Raw genomic sequence first — 22,476 nt, 5'->3', positions numbered from 1 at the left:
AGTTTAACACTCCTCGGGGGGAACGGTCGCCTGCGCCGACGGGGAAACGGCGGGGGCGCGGTCGCTACGCCGCGAAGACGAGTCCCCCTCGCCCTCGTCGGGGGGAACGCGGCGCCCGAGAACGACGGCAAAAAGGGCCGCGCCGACCACGATGGACAATACGCCCACTAAAACGAAGGAAAGCCAGCGCGCCTCGGCAAGCGCGGGGAAAACGTCCTTGTCGCGGAAGAGAAGGAGATAGGCAAGGACGGAAAGCACCGCGCCCAGCGCGTAGTAGACGAAGGAAACTCCCTCTTTGGCGGGGGTGACGGCCTCGCGAAGAGCAAAGACGAGCGCATAGAACAGAGCGCCGAGATGCACGGGGACGGCGGTGAGCCAAATAAGCACGACGGGCCAATCCACCGCGCCCAACTGCTCGGGATCGCCGCCCGTGAGCAACCGCACGAAGGCGTAGCGCACGTAGCGCCCCGCCGAGCCGTAGGTGGAGATGAACCCGAGGTAGAACAAAACGGCCGTCACCAACACGAAAAGGAAAGCAATAGCCCCCCACGTATACCCCTTTTTGACGCCGTCGTGCCGAACGTCGGCGAAGAGAAAGACGGCGCCGTCGCCCAGCCACAGCATAGATCGAAGAATGCCCTCGCCCACCTTGCGGGGCCGAAGCAAGGGCCACAAATTGTAGCCGTAGCCGTTGAAGGACACGAAAAACACGGACAATAGCGCCAACAGCCCCACCAACAAGAGATAGGTCAAAGACGTGCGGGCAAGCCCGCGAAAACCCTTGGCGGCGAGAATGGCCGCGGTGAGCACCAAGACCACCGTGAGCAACAAGGGGGTGGCATGGTCGAAGAGTTCGCCCGTGCAATAATCCACTACCTCGTAGGTGCGCAAGGCGATTTTGAAGAGGAAAAAGGCGAACAGCAAAGCGCACAGCACGCGCCGCACGACGGAAGGAACGGAAAGACGGCGAACGCCCCCGTGTGCCGCGACGGCCAAAGACGCACCCGTGACGACGAGATCGACCGAAAGCCCCGCAAGAAGAACGTAGAAGCCGCTCTCCCCCGAAACGTCGGCGAGCATGGCGGGCATCATACACACGCGGAAGGCCGCCAAGAGTATGATGAGTAAAACGCCGACCTCTACTCCACCCAAACGATTGTATTGTCTATCCAGCATCATATTATTCTCCCTTGCGCATACGGCGGCGATTGATGGTGGGAATGCTGTCGGGACGGGTGGTCATACGGTCCAAAGGCGCTTTGAAAAGGCTGTCCTTGACGTCCCGACGACGGAAAGGCGCGATGGGCGAAACAAAGTCCGCGCCGAAGCCCCGAAGGGATACGAGATAGCAAACCGTAACCAAGGTAGACACCATAAGTCCGATAAAACCGAACAAACCCGCCGTGACCAAATAGACGAAGCGCAGAAGGGACAGCGAGCCGATATGCTCGGGCGTGGTGTACAAGCCGATGGCGGACAGCGCCATGACCAATACGGCGGGCGAGGAAAGAAGCCCCGCGTTGACCGCCGTTTCGCCCAAGACGATGGCACCCACGATGGACAACGCCATACCCACGTACTTGGGCATACGCACGCTGGCCTCGTTGAGTATCTCGAACAAAAGAAGCACCACGAACATCTCGATGGTGGGAGGGAAGGGCACGCCGCTGACCGCGTTGAGCACCGTCCCCAAAAATTTGAGGGGCAACACCTGATAGTGATACTCCAAAACGGCGACGTACAAGGCGGGCAAGAGCACGGCGAGCATAACGCCCAATAGGCGCACGACGCGCAGAAACGAGGTGCGTTTGTTGCCGCGATAGTAGTCCTCGCTGTCCTGAAACCCCTCGATGAGCAAGGACGGCAAGGTGACGACCATGGGCGAGCCGTCCACCACGACGGCCACCCTGCCCTCTAACATTTTGGCCGTGACGATGTCGGGCTTCTCGGCCGAGGAATACTGTGTGAAAATGCTGTGGTGGTGGTCGGAAATGAGTTCGGCGACGTAAGCGGAATCCACCACGCCGTCGATGTCGATGGCCTCTATGCGGCGCACCACCTCGTCCACCAACGCGGGAACCGCCACCGTGGAAAGAAAACACACGGCGACCGCCGTGTGGGTAAGCCGCCCCACCGTCAACTTGCGCACCACCAAGGACTTATCCTTGACGCGGCGGCGAAGAAGGGAAATATTCTGCCCGATATCCTCGCCGAAGCCCTCGCGGGGGCCTTTGATGACCGCCGAAGTGGGCGGCTCGGCGGGCGACCGCTTGTCGAAAAGGGGCAAGAGGAAGGAAAAGAAGGCGTCCCCCGTCCATAAGACCACCTCGCCCTCGGCGATGCGCTGTTCGGCGGACGTGATATCGTCCAACGAAGTGGGCGAAGCCGAAGAATGGGCGGCACCGCCTATGGCGGAGAGAGATATTTCGGCCGTCGGGGCTTTGGCGAGAGGCTTCAATAAGCCCTGCTCCAAAAGGTTGCGGTCGGTGAGTCCCGCCAAATAGGCGTAGACGGCGGGGTGCCCCAAGACTACGTCCTCTAAAAGAACGAGATCCAGGCTGTCGCCGAAATCGTATTTGAGTTGGGTTTTGACCTCTTCCGTAGTCATACGGATAGTATGGAGAGAAAAGGGGACGCTATGCGCCCGACGGCGCGGAATGGTGAAGTTTTCGCTTACGCGAAAGTGAAGTTGCATCCGCAGTGAAGTTCAAGGCATAGCCTTGAGTGAAGTTCGTGCTATGCACGAGTTGTGGAAAGATAGATAGGAGTGAATTGCACGCTGTGCGTGCGTGAATTGCGCAAAGCGCGTGAATTGATACCCATTCGGGTATCGTGAATTGCAACTTCGTTGCGTTGTGGTAGAGATAGATGGGTGTCGACGGAAGAAATGAGAGAAGTGGCTCTGCTTAGGGGAGCCTACGGCGCATAGCGGTGAAGTTTTCGCTTGCGCGAAAGTGAAGTTGCATCCGCAGTGAAGTTCAAGGCATAGCCTTGAGTGAAGTTCGTGCTATGCACGAGTTGCGGAAAGATAGATAGGAGTGAATTGCACGCTGTGCGTGCGTGAATTGCGCAAAGCACAAAGGCAAAACTCACCGACTTGACCGCCGCAAACGTAAAATCAGTCTTTGGTGGAGCCGGTGATGGAGCGAATGGAATAGGCGAGGTTTTCGAGGTGGTCGCCTACGCGCTCGATGGAAGAAATGGCGGTGTAGAAGAAGGTGCCCGTCTCGATGTTGCATTGGCCGTTGACCAAACGGTCGAGGTGATTGGACGCGAGATTCTTCTTCTCGAAATCCAAAATGCCCTCGTAGCGGGTGACCTGCGGCAGAAGGCTGTCGTCGCGGGTGACAAAGGCCTGCAGAGCCACCTCGTACATCTCGAACAAGTGCTCGACCATGCCGTTGAGTTCCACGATGGCGGACTCGGAAAAGTTGATATTGAGGCTCTGCATCTTGCGCTCCATCTTCATGAAGTCCACGGCGTGGTCGCCGATGCGCTCCAAGTCGTCGATGACGTGGTGCATACTACCGACCAAGAGTTCGTCCTCGTAGGACAAGCGCCCCGCCGCCAAGGCGACCAGATACTCGCTGATACGCTTGGTGATATAGTCCACCCTGGTCTCCTCGTGGTTGATGGTCTTCTCCTCTTTGCAACTGCGCTGTAATACGCAATCTACGCCGCGCCGCAAATTGTCGCGCGCGAGCTCGGCCAACTTGGCGACCTCTTTCTGCGCCTGCAAAACGGCCACGGCAGGGGTGGTGAGCAAGCGGTCGTCGATGAAGTAGCAACGGATATCCGTCTCCTGCGGCTTGCGCTCGCGGACCACGAGGGTGACCAACTTGCCGATGGGCTTGATGAGGGGGAGCATAAGTGCCGAACTGACGAGGCTGTAGAGCACGCCGAACACCGAAAGCTGCCACTCGGGCGAGCTAATGAGACGGGACAACCCGTCCACGACGGGGGAACGGAAAATCCAGACCAAACCGCCTACGACGATGGCGCCGAAGACGGCGGTGACGAGATTAAACACGGCCACGCGCTTGGCGTTGACGCCCGCGCCCACGCCCGCTATGAGGGCGGTGACGCACGTGCCGACCGTGGCGCCGATGAGAATGAACAGAGCCTGAGAAACCTGCAACGTTCCCGAGGAAATGAGGGTGATGAGGATACCGGAGGTGGCCGAAGAAGACTGCAACAACGCCGTGAACGCCGCGCCCACCAAGACGAGAAGCAAGGGGAAGTCGATGGCGTTGAATAACCGCACGAAGAAGCCCGAAATGTCCTCTTGGTCGGAGATGGCGCCCTTCATGATCTCCATACCCGCGAAGAGCACGCCCAAGCCCGTGAGAATGTAGCCGATGGCCGCCGCGCGGTCGTTCTTGACGAAAAGCATCAAACACATACCCACGAACGCCAACGCCATAAAGACGGGAATGATGCTGATGGAAGACAGAGATACCAAAATACCCGTGATGGTGGTGCCCAACCTCGCACCCAACACGAACGCGCCCGCCTGCGCCAAGGTCATGATGCCCGCGTTGACCAAACCCATGCTCATGACGGTGGTGGCCGCCGAGGACTGCACGATGGCCGTGGCACCCGCGCCCAAGCCGTAGGAAGCGAAGGGGTTGTCGGAAATGCGGTCGAAGAGCGCGCGTAAACCGCGGTTGCTGCCCTTGCCCAAACCATCGCCCATCAACTTCATACCGGCGAGGAAAACGCCTACGCCGCATAACAACAGACAGATACTTTTGAAGATGCTCATATCCGTATTGTACCAAAGGAAAAATGCGGTGTCAACCGAATACACAGTTTCGGCAAAAAAGGAAAGGCGCGCGAGGCGGCTAATTCGGTTGCAAAAGAGAGGGATATGGTGTACAATATTCCTATGAAAAAGAAAGCCGACACGTCCATACTGAAGCGATTCGTCGCCTACTACAAGCCGTACAAGGGTACCTTTGTATGCGATATGTTGGCGGCTTTTATCTTTTCGGTGTGCGGGCTGGCCTACCCCATCCTCACCCGCCGCATTCTAAATACCTACATTCCGCAAGGGAAAGAGGCTACCGTGAGCATTATCGTCGCGTGCGCGATATTATTCGGGATATATTTGGTGCGGGCGGCGATGGACTACTACGTGAGTTATTGCGGACACCGTATGGGCGTGAAAATGCAGGCGGATATGCGCCGCGACCTCTTCCGCCACCTCGAAGCCCTGCCCTACGCCTACTTCGACAACGCCGAGACGGGACAGTTGATGTCGAGAATGACCAACGACCTCTTCAACGTGAGCGAGTTGGCGCACCACGGGCCCGAAAATCTCTTCATCACGACCTTTATGACCGTGAGTTCCTTTGTGTACCTCGTGACCATCAACTGGAAGTTGGCCCTCATCGTGATAGCGTCCCTGCCCGTGATGATCGTGCTGACCGTGTACACGCGGAAGAAACAACGGGACGCCTTTGCGTTGAGCAAGCAAAAAGTGGGGGATATCAACGCGAAAATAGAGAGCAGCCTGTCGGGCATACGCACGACCAAGGCCTACGATAACGCCGCCTACGAGGAAGAACGCTTCGAGGTGAGCAACCGCGAATTCGTCGCGGCGCGGACAACCGCCTACCGCGCGATGGCGGCTTTCCATACCTCGATGGGGTTTATGACGGGGTTTTATAACGTGGTCATTCTCATCGCGGGGACTATGTTTTTGGTGTACGACAGCGATCACTTCGCGTACGCCGACCTCGTGGCCTTTATGCTGTCTATCAACCTCTTCGTGGCGCCCATCAATACGCTGGTGGCCTTCGTGGAACAGTTGGAGGACGGCGCGACGGGCTTCCGCCGATTCGACGAATTGATGCGAGTGCCTGCGGAAGAAGACGCGGAGGGCGCCGCGGATAGGAATATCGAGGGCGATATCGCCATAGAACACCTGAGTTTTGCCTACGAAGGCACGGATAATTACGTGTTGAATGACGTCAATCTGCATATACCCAAGGGCAAGACCTACGCCTTGGTGGGCGCGTCGGGCGGGGGTAAAACCACCTTGTGCCACCTCTTGCCCAAGTTCTACGAGGTGACGGAGGGGGATATCAAAATAGACGGCGTGAGCATCAACGATATCACCAACAAATCCTTGCGCGAGGGCATCGGTATCGTGCAACAGGACGTGTTTCTCTTCGCGGGGAGTTTTCGACAAAATATCGCGTACGGCAAGACGGATTGCACCGAGGAAGACCTGGTGGAAGCCGCCAAGAAAGCGCATATACACGACTTTATAATGAGTATGCCCGACGGGTACGATACCCAAGTGGGCGAGCGCGGTATCAAACTGTCGGGCGGGCAAAAACAGCGCGTCGCCATCGCGCGGGCGTTCCTCAAAAACCCCGCGATCCTCGTGCTGGACGAAGCGACGTCCGCCCTCGATAACGCCACCGAGAAGTTGATACAGGCCTCGCTGGACGAATTGACCAAAGGGCGCACCGCCATCGTGGTGGCGCATAGGCTGTCCACCGTGCAAAACGCCGACTGCATCGTCGTGATAGACAAGGGCGTGGTGCGGGAAACGGGTACGCACGGGGAATTGATGGAGAAGAAAGGTATCTACTTCACCCTGCACGAGGCGGGCGATATGGACGGCTTGATAGATTGCAATTAGGAGAACCGTATGAGAAAGATTGGATTGGTTTCGGTCGTGATCGTGCTGGCGCTGGCGATGGCAAGTGCCTTCGCGGCCTGCGGCGAACACGAGACGCAAACGACTAGCGAGCAAACGAACGGCGGCACGACGCAAACGAACGCGGGCGATACGGCGCAAACGGGTAACCCCGTGGTGCGATTTGAGTTTTCGACGGGCGACGTCGTGACCGTGGAGTTGTACCCCGACGAGGCGCCCATCACCGTGGAAAACTTTCTGACGTACGTGCGGGAGGGCTTTTACAAGGGCACGGTGATCCATCGCGTAGAGAAGGGGCTGGTGGTGCAAGGCGGCGGCTACGTCATCAAGAATAACGCCTATACGGCGAAAGACGCGACGCACCCGCCCATCAAGGGTGAGTTCGCCGCAAACGGCGTGGAGAACCATGTGTCGCATACGGCGGGTGCTATCTCGATGGCGAGAACATACGTAGCGGACAGCGCTACGTCGCAATTCTTCTTCTGCCCCGCCGATTATACGGGGTGGGACGGCAATTACGCGGCGTTCGGCCACGTAGTGGACGAGGAAAGCCTGGCGGCTATCGTGCGGTTGAGCCGATACGAAACGATATCGGGCACGACCTATCCCGCTACGGCGATCGTCATAAGGTCGGTAACGGTGGTGGAAAAATGAAAGTGTTTCGTGCGATAATCCGTATATTCTTCCTTATCGTTGCCGTGGGGCTATTGGCGCTCTCTATCGGCACGCTGGTGCCTAAGACGCCCTTCTTCGGCTCGATAGCCGCCTATATCACCATGGGGTGGTACCGCGTGTTTATCCCCGCGACGGCGGCGCTGTTTTTGGCGGTGATAATCTTCTTCCTCATCAAGCGCAAATGGCTGAACCTGTTGTCGGCGGCTTTCCTGGCGGCGACCATCGTGATATGCTGCGTGTGCCTGTCGGGCGTCATCATGACCTTCCGCGAGGCGGGGGCTATGGTGGACGTGGCGAAGACCTATTCGGCCAAAATAGACGGGGACGTACAGGTGAAAACCGTGCCATACGCTACGTCCGACACGGGCGAAGCGGCCTTGGACGTCTACTACCGAGAGGACGGAAAAACGGGAAAACCCATCGTGGCGTATATCCACGGGGGCGGCTGGACGAGCGGCGATAAGAGCGACCACGCCTATTATTGGCGCAAGGCTGCGGAAGCGGGATACGTCGCGGTGAGCATTGGCTACGACCTGTCGGACAAGGAACACCACCGCGTAAATACCTGCGAGAAGCAGTTGACCGCGGCCTTTGCCTACTTGAACACGCACGCCGCGGAATACGGCGCCTCTTGCGACAGGCTGTACCTCACGGGAGATTCGGCGGGGGGCAATCTGGCGCTCGAACTCGCCTACAAAATCAACGACGGCGTGTATAGCGAATGGGAGGGCGTGGCCCTGCCCAAAGTGAAGGCCGTGGCCGTGACCTATCCCGTGGCCTACCCCGCCGTGTTTTGGCACAACGACGATATGATACTGGGCAAGCCGTCCAAGGAAATGTGCGAGAGTTATACGGGGACGACCCCCGAACAAGACGAGGCCGTGTACGACGACATAACGCCCGCGAATTATATAGACGCGTTTACGCCGCCCACGATGATCATAGTGGGGAAATGCGATACCATGGTGCAACCCGAGCAGTCCTACGACCTGGCGAAGGCGCTCGAAGCCGCGGGTATCGAGAATAGGTTGGTGGCGCTACCATACCTCAATCACGGCTTCGACACGCAAAACGGGGACGTGCTGACGCAGGGCGTGCTGTCGCTACTGACGCAATGGTTCGAGGCGCATCCGTAACCGAAAAAAATTTTTTTGAAAACCGCTTGACAAGGCGGTTTTTATTTGGTATTATTTGATTGTGCTCAATCGAATTGTACGCAATTAAATGCACCTCGGTTATATAATATATCAAGTCGGTTGACAATAAAACAAAAAGGAGACTGGAAAAATGAAAGCGAATATTTATCAATACGTTGTAAAAGATAACAAGGGTGCGGACGTCAGTATGGCCGAGTATAAGGGCAAAGTGCTCTTGATAGTCAATACCGCGACCGGGTGCGGATTTACGCCGCAATACGACGGATTGCAAGATTTGTATGAAAAATACCAGGCGCAAGGCTTGGAAATACTCGACTTCCCCTGCAATCAGTTCGCGGGACAGGCGCCCGGCTCGGCAGAGGAAATAGAGTCTTTCTGCACGGGGCGATTCGGCATCACTTTCCGCCAATTCGCCAAGATATGCGTGAACGGCAAGAATACGGAACCCTTGTACGAATACCTCAAGGCGCAACAACACGGCGTGTTGGGCGAGCGGATCAAGTGGAACTTCACCAAGTTTTTGGTGGATAGAGAGGGCAACGTGGTGGCGAGATTCGCGCCCAACGTGACGCCCGCCGATATAGATGAAAAAATAAAGGAGTTGCTGTAATATGGAACACGTTTACAAAACACAAATGACTTGCTCGACCGAAATATACTTTGACCTCGACGGCGACGTCGTCAAAAACATCCGCTTCGTGGGCGGGTGCAACGGAAACCTCAAAGCCCTGTCCAAGGTGCTGGACGGGTGGACCGTGGAAGAAATACGCGCGAAGTTGGAGGGGAATACCTGCGGCAGACGCCCCACTTCGTGCGCCGACCAACTGGTGAAAGCCGTCGTAAAAGCCTACGACGAGGAACACAAGGCGTGACCATGGAAGAAAAATACGAAGCGCTACGGCTGAGCAATCAACTGTGCTTTCCCCTCTATGCCGCAAGCAAAGAGGTAGTCAAGCGTTACACGCCCCTTTTGTCCGCGCTGGATCTGACCTACACGCAATATATCGCCATGATGGTGCTGTGGGAAAAGGGAGAGGTGAGCGCGAAGGCTTTGGGAGACTGCTTGTACCTCGACTCGGGCACCTTGACGCCCGTCCTCAAATGCCTGGAAACCAAAGGGCTGGTGGAGCGTAGGCGAAGCGCCGAGGACGAGCGCGTGCTGCTGTGCAAAATCACCGAAAAAGGTGTGGCTTTGCGCGAAAAAGCCATAGACGTACCCCACCAAATGGCGACGTGCGTGCGTCTTACGCCCGAGGAAGGACAAATCTTGTATCGACTGCTTTATAAGCTGTTGGGGAAAGAAGAATAAAACGAGGCGCCCGATAGGCGCCTCGTTTTTTTCGTGCCATTAAGCCTCACGCAATGGCGCGAGTGAAGTTTTCGCAGAGCGCAAGTTATGGTAAGGATAGTTTTTTTGGGGGCAAACAAGAGGGTATGAGGCACGCGGTCAGGAAAGCGCGGCGAGCATCTCTTCGATGATGGGGGTGAGATAGGCGGAAATGACTCGGTACCCCTCGTCGTTGGGGTGGAGACCGTCGTCCGAATAGGCGGGATTCATCTCCTCGTCGCCCACCGTGAGCAAGGAATAGACGTCGGCGTAGCGGTAGCCGTACTCGGCCGCCATAGCGGACAACGCCGCGTTGAGCGCCTCGATATGCCCGTGGCCGTAGCGGTAGTGCTTGTGGAAGGACACGTCCGAAATGGGATAGACCGACTGCACCAAGACGGGAACGTCGGGTAGGTGCGCGTGAATGCCGTCCAATATCTTGCGGTACACGGAGAGAATGTGCTCGTTGGAATGAGCGGGGCAACGCTGGTAGTCGTTGGTGCCAACCAAGAGGACGATGAGAGAGGGATTGAGGTCGTAGACGCAACCCGACATATCGTGCGAGAGATCGTCCGCGGTCTGCCCCGCGATGCCGCGATTGTAGGCGGCGAGGTCGGGATAGTAGCGGTCTAAATCGCAACCGTCCGTGATGCTGTCGCCCACGAATAGCACGTGGCCGGCCTCTACTTTGCGGTTTTCGGTAAAGAAATAGACGCGCTTGTAGTCGATGTAGACGTACAGCCACCAGTAGTAGACCACGTTGCCGACAACGAGCACCGCGGCCATCACCGCGGCCAACGCCACGAGCGACCAGGTGACGACTTTTTTCTTTTTTGTCCAAGGTTTACGTTCTTTCATAGGCATAGTATATCATATTGACCGCCAAATGGCAAACGAAACAATGGGAAACCGCATTGTATCGCAAAATGGCAAACGAAACGAATGGAAACCGTCCCACTACGCAAGTGGGACGGCTTCGGATTTATTTATGGAATGAAGATTATATAATCGTTTTGCCCTACCCCCGAACGATAACGGGGCGTTGCCCAAAGGCGGCGAGGGAAAGGGATGGGACTACCGCTTGAGGCCGGCGGCTAAGCGGACGCACTCGTAGGCGCCGTCGTAGTAACCCGTGCGTTTGAGCTCGTCGATGCGGTCGCACATATGGGTGAGAATGTCCTTGTCCGAAAGAAGTCGGTCGAACATCTCGTTGATGGACTCGGCGGTGGGGCACTCGAAGGTGCTGTCGCCTTTCTCGCGGCCGTTGATGGCACCGTAGACCTCGTGGCCGCCGATGTGCTTCATGAACACCTTGGGAATGGGATAGTAGGCCAATTCGCTGGGTTTGGTGACCAAAAGGTCGGTGACGGGCATGAAGAGGTTGGTGGAATAGACGGCTTGGAAAATGTCCTTGTTGCAGAAGGCGTAGACGCCCTTGACGTCCTTCTCGCGAATGTCCGCGGCGAAGGCTTTGAGCTTGTCGTACTCGTTGAAGAAGTTGGTGGTCTCGATGCCGCCCAACGCGTCGTTCAACTTGTGATAGATGCCCTCGTGATCGCCGAAGTTGATGAACAACGCCACTTTGCCCTCTTTGACGTAGGGCAAGAGGTGCTTGATCATGGCGACGTACATATCGAAGCCCGCGCCCGCACCGCCAACGGTCATGAGGATGCGGACGGGTTTGCCCGTGGCGAAACGCTCGCGACGCAAGCGGTTGTCCTCTTCCAAATTGACCAACAACTCGTGGTCTACGAAGCAACCCACCATTTTGAGGGACTCCTCGGGAATGCCTTTGAGGGGCTTCTTGTCAAAGCCGTTGAGCATCTTGTAGCCAAGATAGGCGAAGGGAGTCTGCACCGTGTGAATGGCGCCCTCCGAGAGGTGCAAGCCCATCGGCCAGTTGTCGGGAATGGCGTTGACCACGTTGGTCATGCCCGCGTGAATGGCGCCCTGCGCGGGCCATACGTGGGTGGCTATGTAGGGAATATCCTTGGGAATGTTGCGGAAGATGGGCACCAAGAGTTCGCTGTTCTTTTGGTCCTTGGCGTTGTAGCTGATCTTCTTGAAACCCTCGCAGTTGAGGGGCTCCCACACCAATTTGTTGAACAATTTGGACTTTTGGCTGATGCGCGAGGCCAACGAATACATATCGTTCTGCTCGCGAATCATCTTGGAACCCGTGGCGTCGAACGAGGCCAAGTCCAGCCAGTAGGGATCGAAGCCCAACGCCTTGGCGCAAGAGGCCATGGCAATGGAGATGCGATAGTGGCCGAAACCCATGCGAATGTTGCCGACGATGAGGGGTTTGCCCGCGAAGGCGTGGTTATTGTCGTCGAAGACGATGTTGTTGGCACCGATAAAGTCCAAGGTGTCGATGGGCTTGAAGCCGATCTTGTAGTCGGCGGTGGAATCGTCACCGTACTTCTTGACGTATTTGGCCTTGGATTTCTCCGCGGCTTTGACGGTCTTGGCGGATTGGGGATTGCCGAAAATTACGCTCGTTTTGTCCATATTCTTATTCTCCTTACGATTTTTTGGTTGGGTGGCGCGGGGTGCGCGGGGTCCGTTAGTCGTTTTCTTCCGTTTCGGGGGCGGATTGGTCGGGATTGTCGTCTTCCGTTTGGGGCGCGGTTTCCTCGGCGGCGGAGTCCTCGGCGCTCTCGGCCTCTTGGGCGGGCGCTTCGTCGTCATCGTCCTTTTCGTTCGCGATGGCGGCCATAAAGGCGGCGTCCTCTTCCTTGGCGATGAGTTTCATGACGTGCTTCTCTCGATACATAAGAAGGATGGCGGCGCCGGCAAGGCAGAAGCCGATGGCCACGAGGGCTACGATGAGAAGGCCCTTGGTGGAAGGCGCGATGTCGTTGCTCGCCTTGTTTTGGGTGGTGCCGATGATGGCCAACGACGTGAAGGCCAACATGGCGATGGATTGACCGAGTTTCATCGAGAAGGTACGGGCGGCGAAGAACATACCCTCGCGGTTTTCACCCGTGACAACGCCCTCGGCCTCGGCCACGTCGGCCACGATGGACTGGGGAATGATGCCCAGAAGCGCCATCGGGAAGGCGGCGACGATGCAGATGGCGAAGCCCAGCACGAAGGCGACGGGCGTGCCACCCTCGACGGTGCGGTCGATGATGGGAAGGTTGGTGAGTGCGGCGATGACGTAGGCGACGGCCAAACCGAGGAAGCCCGCGATGACCAATTTCTTCTTGCCGAACTTACGCACCAACTTGGTGACGAAGGGATAGAATGCGGCCGACAAGACGGTCATGGCACCCATGAGCACCATAACGTACAACTCGGGCAGGTGCATACTGACTTTGACGAAGAAAGGCAAACCCGTCTGGAACAGGGTGAGACCGATCCAATACATAATGTCCGAACCCACGAATACGCGGAAATCCTTGTTTTTGAAGGTGGAAGCCAAGGACTTGAACATATTGGACTTGGACGGCTCGGCGTTGACGAAGTCCCGCTCCTTGAGAAGGAAGGTGGGGAGAAGCATCATCACCAAGGCGATGACCGCCAACACGATGAACACGATGCGATAGCTCCAAGCGAAACCGACCGCGCCGCGCAGGAAACCCGAGAACAGGAAGGGGGTGTAGGCCAACAAGGTGCCCGCAAAGAAGGTGAGGGAGATGGCGGTGGAAATGGCCATGCGATCCTCTTGCGTCTTGCCGAACTCGGAAATGAGGGCGTTGTAGGGGGTGCAGTACATCGTCATAAACAGGTAGAACAGAATGACGAAGACGGAGATCCAAGCCACGTTGACGGGGCTGACGCTGTTGACCGGCGCGCAGAACAGCAGCACGGTGATGACCGCGAACGGCACCGCCGCAAGTTGCATAAAGGGAATACGGCGACCGCGTTTGTTCTTGCTGCGGTCGGAGAGGGACGCGATAAGGGGGTCGGTGACGGCGTCGAAGAGACGGCTGATGGCGGTGATGAGGCCCAGAATGGTGAGGAAGCCGCCGATGATGAGGCCCGGCGTGATGTAGGAAATGGCGCCGTTCTTGGTGAGGTCCTCAGAGGTGGGCAGGTAGAAAGTGACCAACCACGTGTTGATGATGCCGCCCAAGATGGACCAGCCGAGTTGACCTAACGCGAATATCCAAATTTGCTTTTTGGAAAGGCGTTTGCCGATGGACTTTTCGATAGTGTTTTCCATACGCTGTGCTCGAACGATACCGTCTAAATACCATCCGACTCCTTATAATATTTTTTGTGTTAGACGCACAAGTTTTTAAGTCTGTATACGATGAGGTCGATGAGCATACGGATCTCGCGCTCGCCCTCTTTGTCTTGTTCCAACAAAACGCGGTCCATCGTCATCTTCTTGCAAAGCCCCATGATGGCGTGCGTGGTGGTGAGGTAGAATAACTTGACGTCCTCGATCTCCCGCACCGTGCCGTCCGCTCTCCCTGCCCGATAGGCGTCTAGATAGTCCTGCATATAGGGGAGCAAGGTCTGCTCGTACTCGGCCGCGCCGCCCTGCAACTCGACTGTGGCGTCGAACTCGAAGATGAAGCGATAGTAGGCGGGACGCTCCAGATAGATGCGCAGGAAATTGCCGTAGAAGGCCTCCAACTTGGCAAGCCCCGTGGCGGCGGCCGTCAAATCGAAGTAGGAGGCGCGTATCTCGTCCGCCATAAGCCCCGCCGCACGCAACACGAGGTTTTGCTTGGTGGAAAAATAGCGGTACATCGTGGCCTCGCCTACCCCCGCAACCTGCGTGACGTCCTTGATGGTGACGGCGGCAATGCCTTTGGACAAAAAGAGGTCGGCGGCGGCATGGACGATATAGTCGATTTTGGCGGTGCGAATGCTCACGGCTTCCCTCTCCTTTGGGTAGATTTGATAGACGTACTTTCAAAATGATAGTCCAACTATCAACAGTATATCGAATGATTGGCGCTTTGTCAATACCTATTTTGAAAAAAGTTTTTCGGAAGTCACGAAAAAAGTAAATTGCACGCCGTGCGAGCGTGAATCGTACCGTGGGGAAAGTGCGGCGAGCCTGATAATCGCGATGAAAACAAGGGGTACTTGGACGTAACGTGGGAAGTAAACGGGAAAACATACGGCGTATCCCGGGACCCGAACGCGAAACAAATCGACGTCAATATAGGATAATCGACATAGAAAAACGAAGTAAAAAAATCCGCTTGCGACAAACGCGCAAGCGGATTTTTTATGGAGATATTTTGCATCCCCTTCGCAAAAGCGACGCTTTGCGAAGAGATTATGAATGTGAATTGCACCCATGGTGCGTGAAATGACGGTTTATGGCCCGTCCGCATTAACCCATTTGAGCGGGCGAAGTCGCGTTTTGGTTGCCATCTGCGGCGTTGGGAGGGGTCTGCCCGTTGGGAGGCGTGGTACCGTCAAACGATTGCCCATCGGGCAACTCGGGAGGCGTAGAGCCGTCCTGCCCGTTCTGCGGAGGTTGACCGCCCTGCCCGCGTTGGCCGCCCTGTCCGCGTTGACCGCCCTGCCCGTCCATGGGGGGTTGACCGCCGCGACCGTCGAAGTTGCCGCCCATGCCGTCGAAGTTGCCGCCCATGCCGCCGAAGCCCCCGCGTCCGTTGGCGGTGCCCGCGGTGGCCGTCAAGGTGACGCTCTGGGTACCGTAGGTCAAGGTGTAGGTGCCCGCCGTCATCGTGGACGTGCTGATGAGAACGTTGCGGCAGGTCTTGGTGGCGACGAAACCGACGACCTCGACGCCATCCGCATCGCGCAAGGTGACCTTGGTGCCCGCCGACACGTTGACGTTGGCCTCTACCCTATACTGCGTGGAGCCTACGGGATCCATCGACTCGAAACAGGTGGAGATGACCGTGCCGCCCGAAATGGTGGTGCCCGTCACGCTGTCCACGGCCGAATTGCCGCCCGTGGTCGGCCCGAATACGGTGAGTTTGCCGCCCGCTAAGAGCAATTTGCCGTTGCTGTCCAATCCGTCGCCCGAACAGTCCACGGTGACGTCGCCGCCCGTGACGAGGATATAGCAGGCGTAACCCGTCAAGTCCGCGTTGGCCGCGTTGACGCCGTCGTCCTTGGCGGTAATGCGCACGGTGCCGCCCGTAATCTCCACCGCCGCGCCTTCCACACCCTCGTAACAGCGCGTGATATCTATGGTGCCCCCGGTGATCTTGGTGAGATACTCGGCGTGGACGCCGTCGTCACCCGAGGCAATGGTGAAGGTGCCGCCCGTGATGAGGAGATTGCCTTTGCTGTGCAGCGCGTCGTCGTTGGAGTCGACGCGGAAGGTGCCGCCCGTGACGACGAGGGCGTAATTCTCGGTATAGGCGGCGGGGTAATCGGTCTCGTTGTCCTCTTCGTCGGTAAGCGTGACGCCCGCTACCTTGATGGCTTTGCCGTCCGCCGCGTCCGAACTGCGCTCGGTAATTTGGTCGGGCGCGCCGCCGTTGGTGGTGATGGTGATGACGTCCGCGTCGTCGTTGGCGATATACAGGCAACCGTTGGCTACGAGGCCGTCATCCGCCGCGGACAAGGTGAGCGAGGTATGCTCGATATAGATATATCCCGCCGTTCTATCCGCCGCGTAAGCGGTGGCTTCCTCGTCCGTCTCGGGTTCGACGTCCGTCTTGATGGCGTCGCCGCCCGCGGTGACCGTGACGGAGGCGTTCTTCATCACGATGGAATCGTCCGCTTTGACGCCGTTCTTGACCGCGAAGACCGAAATGGTCGTATCGAGCACGGTGAGGGACTTCTTGACCTTGATACCGCAGGCTTCGTCTCCGATGGCGGTGACGTTGAGGGTGCCCGTGCCGTTGATGGTAAGCGAGCACTTCTTGGCCTGAATGGCCGCGCCCTCGCCCTCGGCGGCGGTGTCGCCCGCGCTATCCGAGACCTCGTTGGTGGTGCCGGCGGCAACGGTGAGAATGCGCAAATCGTCCGCTTGTTTGAAGGTGATGGCGGCAACGGTCTGGGTGGCCGTCGTCTTGATGGTGGCGCCGTTTAATACGATACGTACCACCCCTTCTACGTTCTTGGCCACTTCGACGGCGCCGTCCAACTCGCCCGTGAGGACGTAGACGCCCGCCGCTTCGACGGTGAGCACGCTATCCTTGAACGAAGTGCCCGCGGGGGCGTTGTCGGCGGTAAGCGCCGAGAGGTCGATACAAGTGGCGTCCTCGGGTATTTCGTCCTCGGCTTGGACCTCGCTGACCGCAATGACCTCGGTGAGGAGATAGTCCTCGGCGGAGACGGCGGACAAGGTTTCGGACACTTCGGCGGCGGCAGAGGCAACCTCACTTTCGGTGACGGTGCTATTCGCCGCGTTTTGTTGCCGGGTGACGGTAGCGTTGTCCGTACCCGTGGCGGCGTTGTCTACACCCGTGGTGGTGCAAGCCGAAACGGCAATGGTGACGGCGGTCAATACGGCTATCGTCCAAGGCAACCATTTTCCTCCTTTGTTTTTCCTTTTGTTCGTTTGCTTATCTTTATTCTCATTCTTTTTCATCGGGATTACCTCCTTGCTTTTGGTACCTTCATTATGCCTGACGAAACTAAAACAAAACTAAAATACGAAAGATTTTTGAACAAAAGTTTGACGCACAAAAAAAGAGAATTGCGACTTCGCCCGCGTGAATATCGAGACCATAAAAAATGCACCTCCAAAAGTTTTTCATTACTGCCCAACTTTTGGGGTGCACTTCAAAACAGTCCCGTCTTTTCTATTATATGGTAGGTAGGCGCTTACGCGAGGGGAAGGGTGAAGCGGAAGACCACCGTGGCGCCGTCCGACTCGCAGGACACCGCCCCGCCGTTGTGCTCCGCGATGGAGCGAACGACCGAAAGGCCGATGCCGTAGCCTTCGCTACCGCCGCGCGAGGCGTCCGCACGGTAGAAGCGCTCGAAGAGTTCGGGGTGCTTGCCGTGGGGAAGGGACGAGGCGTTGGACTCCTCTAACACGGCGAATTTGCCCTCGCGGCGAAGGGAGACGCGTATGGACTCGCTCTCGGCGTATTTGAGCGCGTTGTCCAACATGAGATTGACCGCGCGGCGCACCATCTCCTCGTTGGCGTTGACCGAAAGGGGGGTGAGGTCGAGGACGAAGTCCTTCTCGGCGACCAGGGCCGCGTCGCGGAACTCCTCTACGCACGACTGCACGGTTTGCGCAAGATCGAACGCAGCACGCGCGACTTCGGCATCCGATTCGTCCATGCGGGACAAGTAGACGAGCTCTTGGGTAAGACTGCTCAACTTCTGCGTTTGGTGCTTGATGGACTCGAGCCATTCGTTGTCCTCGCCTATCTCCATCTCAAGTAGTTCGGCGTTGGCGCCTATAACGGTGATGGGGGTTTTGAGCTCGTGTCCCGCGTCCGTGATGAAGCGCTTTTGCTTGCGGTAGCTCTCCTCGACGGGGGCGAGCACCTTGCGCGACAAGAGAATGATGAGCAAGGCGATGACCGAAAGACCGACCACCGTGATGATGGCGCTCGACACGATGAAGGTCGTTGTAGCGGCGATCTCCTTCTCACAATCGAGGAAGACGTAGCGCGAGCCCGTGGCCGTGTGCACCGCCCGATAGCGATAGTTGCCCACGAACCCACGCGAAAATTTGGCGCGGGAAACGTAGTAGGCGAGGTCGTCCTCGTCTACGCGGGCGATGCGTTGGAGATTGAAAAACCACACGTTGCCCTCGGCGTCCGTCTCGACGATGAAATAGCGCGCGGCAAACGCCGTTTCGCCGGGAATGCCCTTGGGCGCGCGACCGAATTTGTCCTCTTGCGGCTCGTCGGAGTCGCCCGAGGGAAGCGCGGCTATGGCGCCGCCCTGCTCGATGAAAGCGATCTCGGCGTCCGCTTTGGACTGCATATTGAGGTAGTTGGCGACGTCTATGCCCACGACGATGACCAAGATGACCGCGGCAACCACCGCGAGCGAAAGAATGATAAACCGTTGGCGTAATTTTTTGATCATAGCAATTCCACCGTGTAGCCCGCGTTGCGCAGGGACTTTATCTGCACGTTGGCCTGAATGGCGGCGAGTTTCTTGCGCAAATTGGAGACGTACACCCATACCACGCTGATGTCGCTGTCCGAATCGTAGCCCCATATCTTCTCCATAAACTGTTCGACGGATATCACCTGCCCCGGGCGGCTCAATAGCGCTTCCATCATTTGAAACTCCTTGTTGGAAAGGCGCGTCTCCCCCGTGGGCGTGCGAAGTATATAGGACGAGCGGGACAACGTGCAGTTGCCGTAGGTCAATTCGGAATCCGCGGCGACCGTGAGACGGCGGGTGATGGCGCGTACGCGCGCCAAGAGTTCCTTGACCGAAAATGGCTTGGTGAGGTAGTCGTCCGCGCCGCTGTCCAGCCCTAAGATGCGGTCGTCTATCTCCCCTTTGGCCGTGAGAATGAGGACGGGAAGAGTCTTGCCCGCCTTGCGTATGGTCTGCAGGACGGTGATGCCGTCCATCTTGGGCATCATAACGTCCAAAACGGCACAATCGTAGTCCCCTTCGGTGAGATAGGTGAGCGCGTCCGCGCCGTTGAAGACGGAATCCACCGAATAGTTGTTGCGGGTGAACAGCGCGACGAGCGCGCGATTGAGTTCGCGTTCGTCCTCGGCCAATAAAATGCGCATGGGTGCCTCCTTCGGTCGGGGAATCCCCGTCCTACTTTTCATTATACCTTATTTTAGCGGATAAATCTTAAATGAAACTAAAAAAATATTTTTTCGGAGCGAATTCGGGCCGAAACCGTGGACGACACGGAAAATCCGCGCTATATCGAAAGTGAAGACGGAGGCTCTGCCGAGTAATCGGAACCGTGACGCGAAGACCAGAGATTTGGTGCCGTCTTCATTTTTTATTATCGACGGTTTGGCCGTATTCGGCGGGGTACGTACGCACTTTTTGAGGACAAAATGCGAAAGGAGTATTGCTAAACGGGGGGATATTTGGTATAATGATTAAAAACCAAGTATCGGAGGAGAATACTATGGCGTCTATTCGCACAAAAATGGGACGTGTGTTCATCAGAAAGTTCTTCAATATGAACCCCGACAGCGGCAAATCGTTTGAAGAAGTGGCGAAAATGATTTCGGACGACGGCAAGGAAGTCAAGGAAGGCTACGCGCTGGTCGAAGAGGCTACCCCCGAGGGCGTGAAATTCGCACGGGTGAAACCCATCGGCAAAGAGAGCGAAAAATTGGTGCTCTACTTCCACGGCGGCGGCTACACCGTGGGCTTGTCGCAGGACTACTACTACCACGCTTCGGATATGGCCAAGGCCGCGGGCGATGGCGTGCAATGTATCCTCATCGACTACGATTTGGCCCCCGCGTTCACCTACCCCACCCAACACAACCAGGCCTACGCCTTGTGGACGGACGTGGTCGAACGGCAGGGATTTAAGCCCGAAAATATCATTTTGGGCGGCGATTCGGCGGGCGGCAACCTGGCGCTCTCGCTGTGTTTGAGGCTCCGCGACGAAGGGAAGGCCCTGCCCCGCGCCTTGTATCTGCTGTCCCCCTGGGCGGATATGCTGGCCTCGGGCAAGAGTTACGAAGACAACTACAACCAAGACCCCATGTTCGGCGAGAAAAAGGTCGTGCTGGACGAGGAAAAACGCGCGCGCCTGCTGAAGAGCGCAATGTACGGCTGGTGCGGGGACGCGGATAGGAAGGATCCGTTGGTGTCGCCCGTGTTCGGCGATTACGCGGGTTTTCCCGCCACCTTGTTCACCGTGGGCGGGGACGAGATATTGAAGGACGATACGATGACGATAGCCGAAAACATGAAAGGACACGGCATCGAAGCACGGGTGATTTGCGACGAAAAAATGTTCCATATCTATCCGCTCTACTACAAAATGTTCCCCGAAAGCAAGCGTGCGTATAAGGAAATCCTCGCCTATATCACCGAAAAAATGCAATAAACGAAAGATAATACGGGGATTATTTGCGCAAATAAGATTTACAAGCGCATAACTTATTGATATACTAAATAGTATCAAAACAAAAGGAGAATATATTATGACCAGACCTGAAATGAAACAACTCGCAAAAGAAAAATTGCGCGGAAATTGGGGGAACGTCATCATCGCGTTGTTGCTATTCGGCTTGATAACCGGCGCGGCTTCTTCCCTGCTCGGCATCATCCAGCTGATCATCGCCGGCCCGATGGCAGTCGGCTTGGCGGCGGTGTTTCTCAACCTCTTCCGCAAGGGTAAAACCGACTTGGAAGACTTGTTCGTGGGATTCAAGAACTTTGCCAACAACTTCATCACGGGCTTGTTGGTGCAACTGTTCATCTTCCTGTGGAGCTTGCTGTTCGTCATCCCCGGCATCGTGAAGAGTTATGCGTACGCGATGACCTTCTACATCCAACACGACCACCCCGAAATGAACGAGACCGACGCCATCACCGCGTCGCGCAATATGATGAAAGGGCACAAGGCAGACCTGTTCTGCCTCGACCTGTCCTTCATCGGTTGGTACCTCTTGGTCGGCTTGACCTTCGGCATCTTGGCGTTCTACGTGGTGCCCTACCACAGAGCCACCAGAACCGCTTTCTACGAGAACCTGAAAGCCCAACAAGAAGGCGGTAACGCCGCCGAAGAGACCGCCGCCGAAGAGACCGCCGCCGAAGAGACCGCCGCCGAAGAGACCGTCGTCGAAGAGGCCGCCGCTCCCCAAGAGGAAGCGCAAGCCGAAGAAACCGCGGAAGAAATCCCCGCCATCGACGAGCCCGTATTCGAAGACGCGCAAGCCGAAAAGCCCATCGAAGGAGACGGCGACGTGGAGTAGCGCACGGAGCGCACGGTGAAGTTTCGCCTATGGCGAAGTGAAGTAGCTTCGCAGTGAAGTTCGAGGCACAGCCTCGAGTGAAGTTCGCCTACGGCGAGTTATGGAATAATTAAAAGAAACCCTCGACGGAAAAGTCGAGGGTTTTTCTTGCCGAATGGAATAATTAAAAGAAACCCTCGACGGAAAAGTCGAGGGTTTTTCTTGCCGAGCGGGAAGGAAATGGTGCGCGAGGTGCGCGGAGCGCACGGTGAAATCCGTGCTACCGCACGGGAGAAATCCGCACGTTCGTGCGGGTGAAATCCGCTCGAAACGCGAGCGGGAGAAATCCGACGTTCGTCGGATTGTGGATTAATAAAAGAAACCCTCGATTGGAAAAATCGAGGGTTTTTGATTGTTTGGTGTTTTTTTGTTGCTTTATGCTTTTCTAAGAATACATAAAAACACTTGACCGTAGTGATTTTAATATGTATTTTATAATAGAAGCAAGCGTGCAAGCACGAGCGAAGCGAAGTATTTGCATAACGCTTGCGACGTCTTGCAATCGAACGCGGGGAGCGTAGCGACCAATCTATACGCAGTATAGATACCATTCGTAAGAATGGGCGTTCGTATGGTTGTATAATAGAAGCAAGCGTGCAAGCACGAGCGAAAATAATACCATTTGGCGCAAGCCAAACCCGTGGCGCGTACAGCGTAGCGAGACGTGACACGGAGAGGACTGCCCGACCAAAAGGTGAAGCCGCGAAGAAGTTTTTGTACCTCTACTTAGGGGATCCTTCGACACGAAGCCTATTGCTTCGGCTCAGGATGACGTACTATTCACGTTAGGCGCAACTCTACTTCGCGGCGAACAATGGGGCG

18 protein-coding genes are annotated in these 22,476 nt (G+C 56.6%); 8 read left to right on the top strand and 10 right to left on the bottom strand.

What is annotated here, in order from left to right; all coding sequences use genetic code 11:
* Window positions 1–3: 3 nt before the first annotated feature.
* The 3 genes from II896_06625 to II896_06615 all read right to left on the bottom strand — a co-directional run bounded on the left by II896_06625 (window position 4) and on the right by II896_06615 (window position 4,765).
* Window positions 4–1,179 carry a hypothetical protein gene (locus II896_06625; GenBank protein ID MBQ4444308.1) on the bottom strand — a complete coding sequence of 392 codons (1,176 nt, stop codon included), beginning with the start codon at window positions 1,177–1,179 and terminating at the stop codon, window positions 4–6.
* 1 nt (window position 1,180) lies between these two features.
* On the bottom strand, window positions 1,181–2,608 hold the full coding sequence (locus tag II896_06620; GenBank protein ID MBQ4444307.1) for a spore germination protein: 1,428 nt from the start codon (window positions 2,606–2,608) through the stop codon (window positions 1,181–1,183).
* Between the two features lie 510 nt (window positions 2,609–3,118).
* A complete protein-coding gene (locus tag II896_06615; protein ID MBQ4444306.1) occupies window positions 3,119–4,765 on the bottom strand; it encodes a Na/Pi cotransporter family protein in 1,647 nt (548 codons plus the stop codon).
* A gap of 147 nt (window positions 4,766–4,912) precedes the next feature.
* Here II896_06615 and II896_06610 point away from each other — a divergent pair, with 147 nt between their 5' ends.
* The 6 genes from II896_06610 (at window position 4,913) to II896_06585 (ending at window position 9,814) form a co-directional block, all read left to right on the top strand.
* Window positions 4,913–6,655, top strand: coding sequence for an ABC transporter ATP-binding protein (locus II896_06610; GenBank protein MBQ4444305.1), 1,743 nt, complete (start codon window positions 4,913–4,915; stop codon window positions 6,653–6,655).
* 9 nt (window positions 6,656–6,664) lie between these two features.
* Window positions 6,665–7,327 carry a peptidylprolyl isomerase gene (locus II896_06605; protein MBQ4444304.1) on the top strand — a complete coding sequence of 221 codons (663 nt, stop codon included), beginning with the start codon at window positions 6,665–6,667 and terminating at the stop codon, window positions 7,325–7,327.
* Entirely contained in the window at window positions 7,324–8,484 is a 1,161-nt protein-coding gene (locus II896_06600) for an alpha/beta hydrolase fold domain-containing protein (protein MBQ4444303.1), read from the top strand. Before II896_06605 ends, II896_06600 begins: the two co-directional genes overlap by 4 nt.
* A gap of 151 nt (window positions 8,485–8,635) precedes the next feature.
* A complete protein-coding gene (locus II896_06595) occupies window positions 8,636–9,115 on the top strand; it encodes a glutathione peroxidase (protein ID MBQ4444302.1) in 480 nt (159 codons plus the stop codon).
* Between the two features lies 1 nt (window position 9,116).
* Window positions 9,117–9,377, top strand: coding sequence for a TIGR03905 family TSCPD domain-containing protein (locus II896_06590; protein MBQ4444301.1), 261 nt, complete (start codon window positions 9,117–9,119; stop codon window positions 9,375–9,377).
* Between the two features lie 2 nt (window positions 9,378–9,379).
* The gene (locus II896_06585) at window positions 9,380–9,814 is read left to right on the top strand and encodes a MarR family transcriptional regulator (GenBank protein ID MBQ4444300.1); all 435 of its coding nucleotides are present in this window, start codon (window positions 9,380–9,382) and stop codon (window positions 9,812–9,814) included.
* Between the two features lie 138 nt (window positions 9,815–9,952).
* Here II896_06585 and II896_06580 read toward each other — a convergent pair whose 3' ends face one another.
* The 7 genes from II896_06580 to II896_06550 all read right to left on the bottom strand — a co-directional run bounded on the left by II896_06580 (window position 9,953) and on the right by II896_06550 (window position 19,449).
* Window positions 9,953–10,690, bottom strand: a complete 738-nt coding sequence (locus II896_06580; protein ID MBQ4444299.1) for a hypothetical protein — start codon at window positions 10,688–10,690, stop codon at window positions 9,953–9,955.
* 216 nt (window positions 10,691–10,906) lie between these two features.
* Window positions 10,907–12,343 carry a hypothetical protein gene (locus II896_06575; protein MBQ4444298.1) on the bottom strand — a complete coding sequence of 479 codons (1,437 nt, stop codon included), beginning with the start codon at window positions 12,341–12,343 and terminating at the stop codon, window positions 10,907–10,909.
* A gap of 55 nt (window positions 12,344–12,398) precedes the next feature.
* Window positions 12,399–14,003, bottom strand: coding sequence for an MFS transporter (locus II896_06570; GenBank protein ID MBQ4444297.1), 1,605 nt, complete (start codon window positions 14,001–14,003; stop codon window positions 12,399–12,401).
* Window positions 14,004–14,062: 59 nt separating this feature from the next.
* Entirely contained in the window at window positions 14,063–14,665 is a 603-nt protein-coding gene (locus II896_06565) for a helix-turn-helix transcriptional regulator (GenBank protein ID MBQ4444296.1), read from the bottom strand.
* 469 nt (window positions 14,666–15,134) lie between these two features.
* Window positions 15,135–17,318, bottom strand: coding sequence for a carbohydrate-binding domain-containing protein (locus II896_06560; GenBank protein ID MBQ4444295.1), 2,184 nt, complete (start codon window positions 17,316–17,318; stop codon window positions 15,135–15,137).
* 236 nt (window positions 17,319–17,554) lie between these two features.
* Window positions 17,555–18,781 (bottom strand): HAMP domain-containing histidine kinase, encoded by a 1,227-nt coding sequence (locus II896_06555; protein MBQ4444294.1) that lies wholly within the window; start codon window positions 18,779–18,781, stop codon window positions 17,555–17,557.
* Complete coding sequence (locus II896_06550; GenBank protein MBQ4444293.1) at window positions 18,778–19,449, bottom strand: response regulator transcription factor; 672 nt, start codon at window positions 19,447–19,449, stop codon at window positions 18,778–18,780. The genes II896_06555 and II896_06550 overlap by 4 nt, the downstream gene beginning before the upstream one ends.
* Window positions 19,450–19,805: 356 nt before the next feature.
* Here II896_06550 and II896_06545 point away from each other — a divergent pair, with 356 nt between their 5' ends.
* Window positions 19,806–20,744 (top strand): alpha/beta hydrolase, encoded by a 939-nt coding sequence (locus II896_06545; protein ID MBQ4444292.1) that lies wholly within the window; start codon window positions 19,806–19,808, stop codon window positions 20,742–20,744.
* A gap of 97 nt (window positions 20,745–20,841) precedes the next feature.
* Entirely contained in the window at window positions 20,842–21,615 is a 774-nt protein-coding gene (locus II896_06540) for a DUF975 family protein (protein ID MBQ4444291.1), read from the top strand.
* Window positions 21,616–22,476 lie beyond the last annotated feature (861 nt).

This window comes from Clostridia bacterium, from assembly GCA_017394805.1.
Classification (GTDB): Bacteria; Bacillota; Clostridia; order Christensenellales; family CAG-1252; genus RUG14300.
Note: the sequence above shows the minus strand (reverse complement) of the source record. Positions and strands in the feature narration are given on the sequence as shown.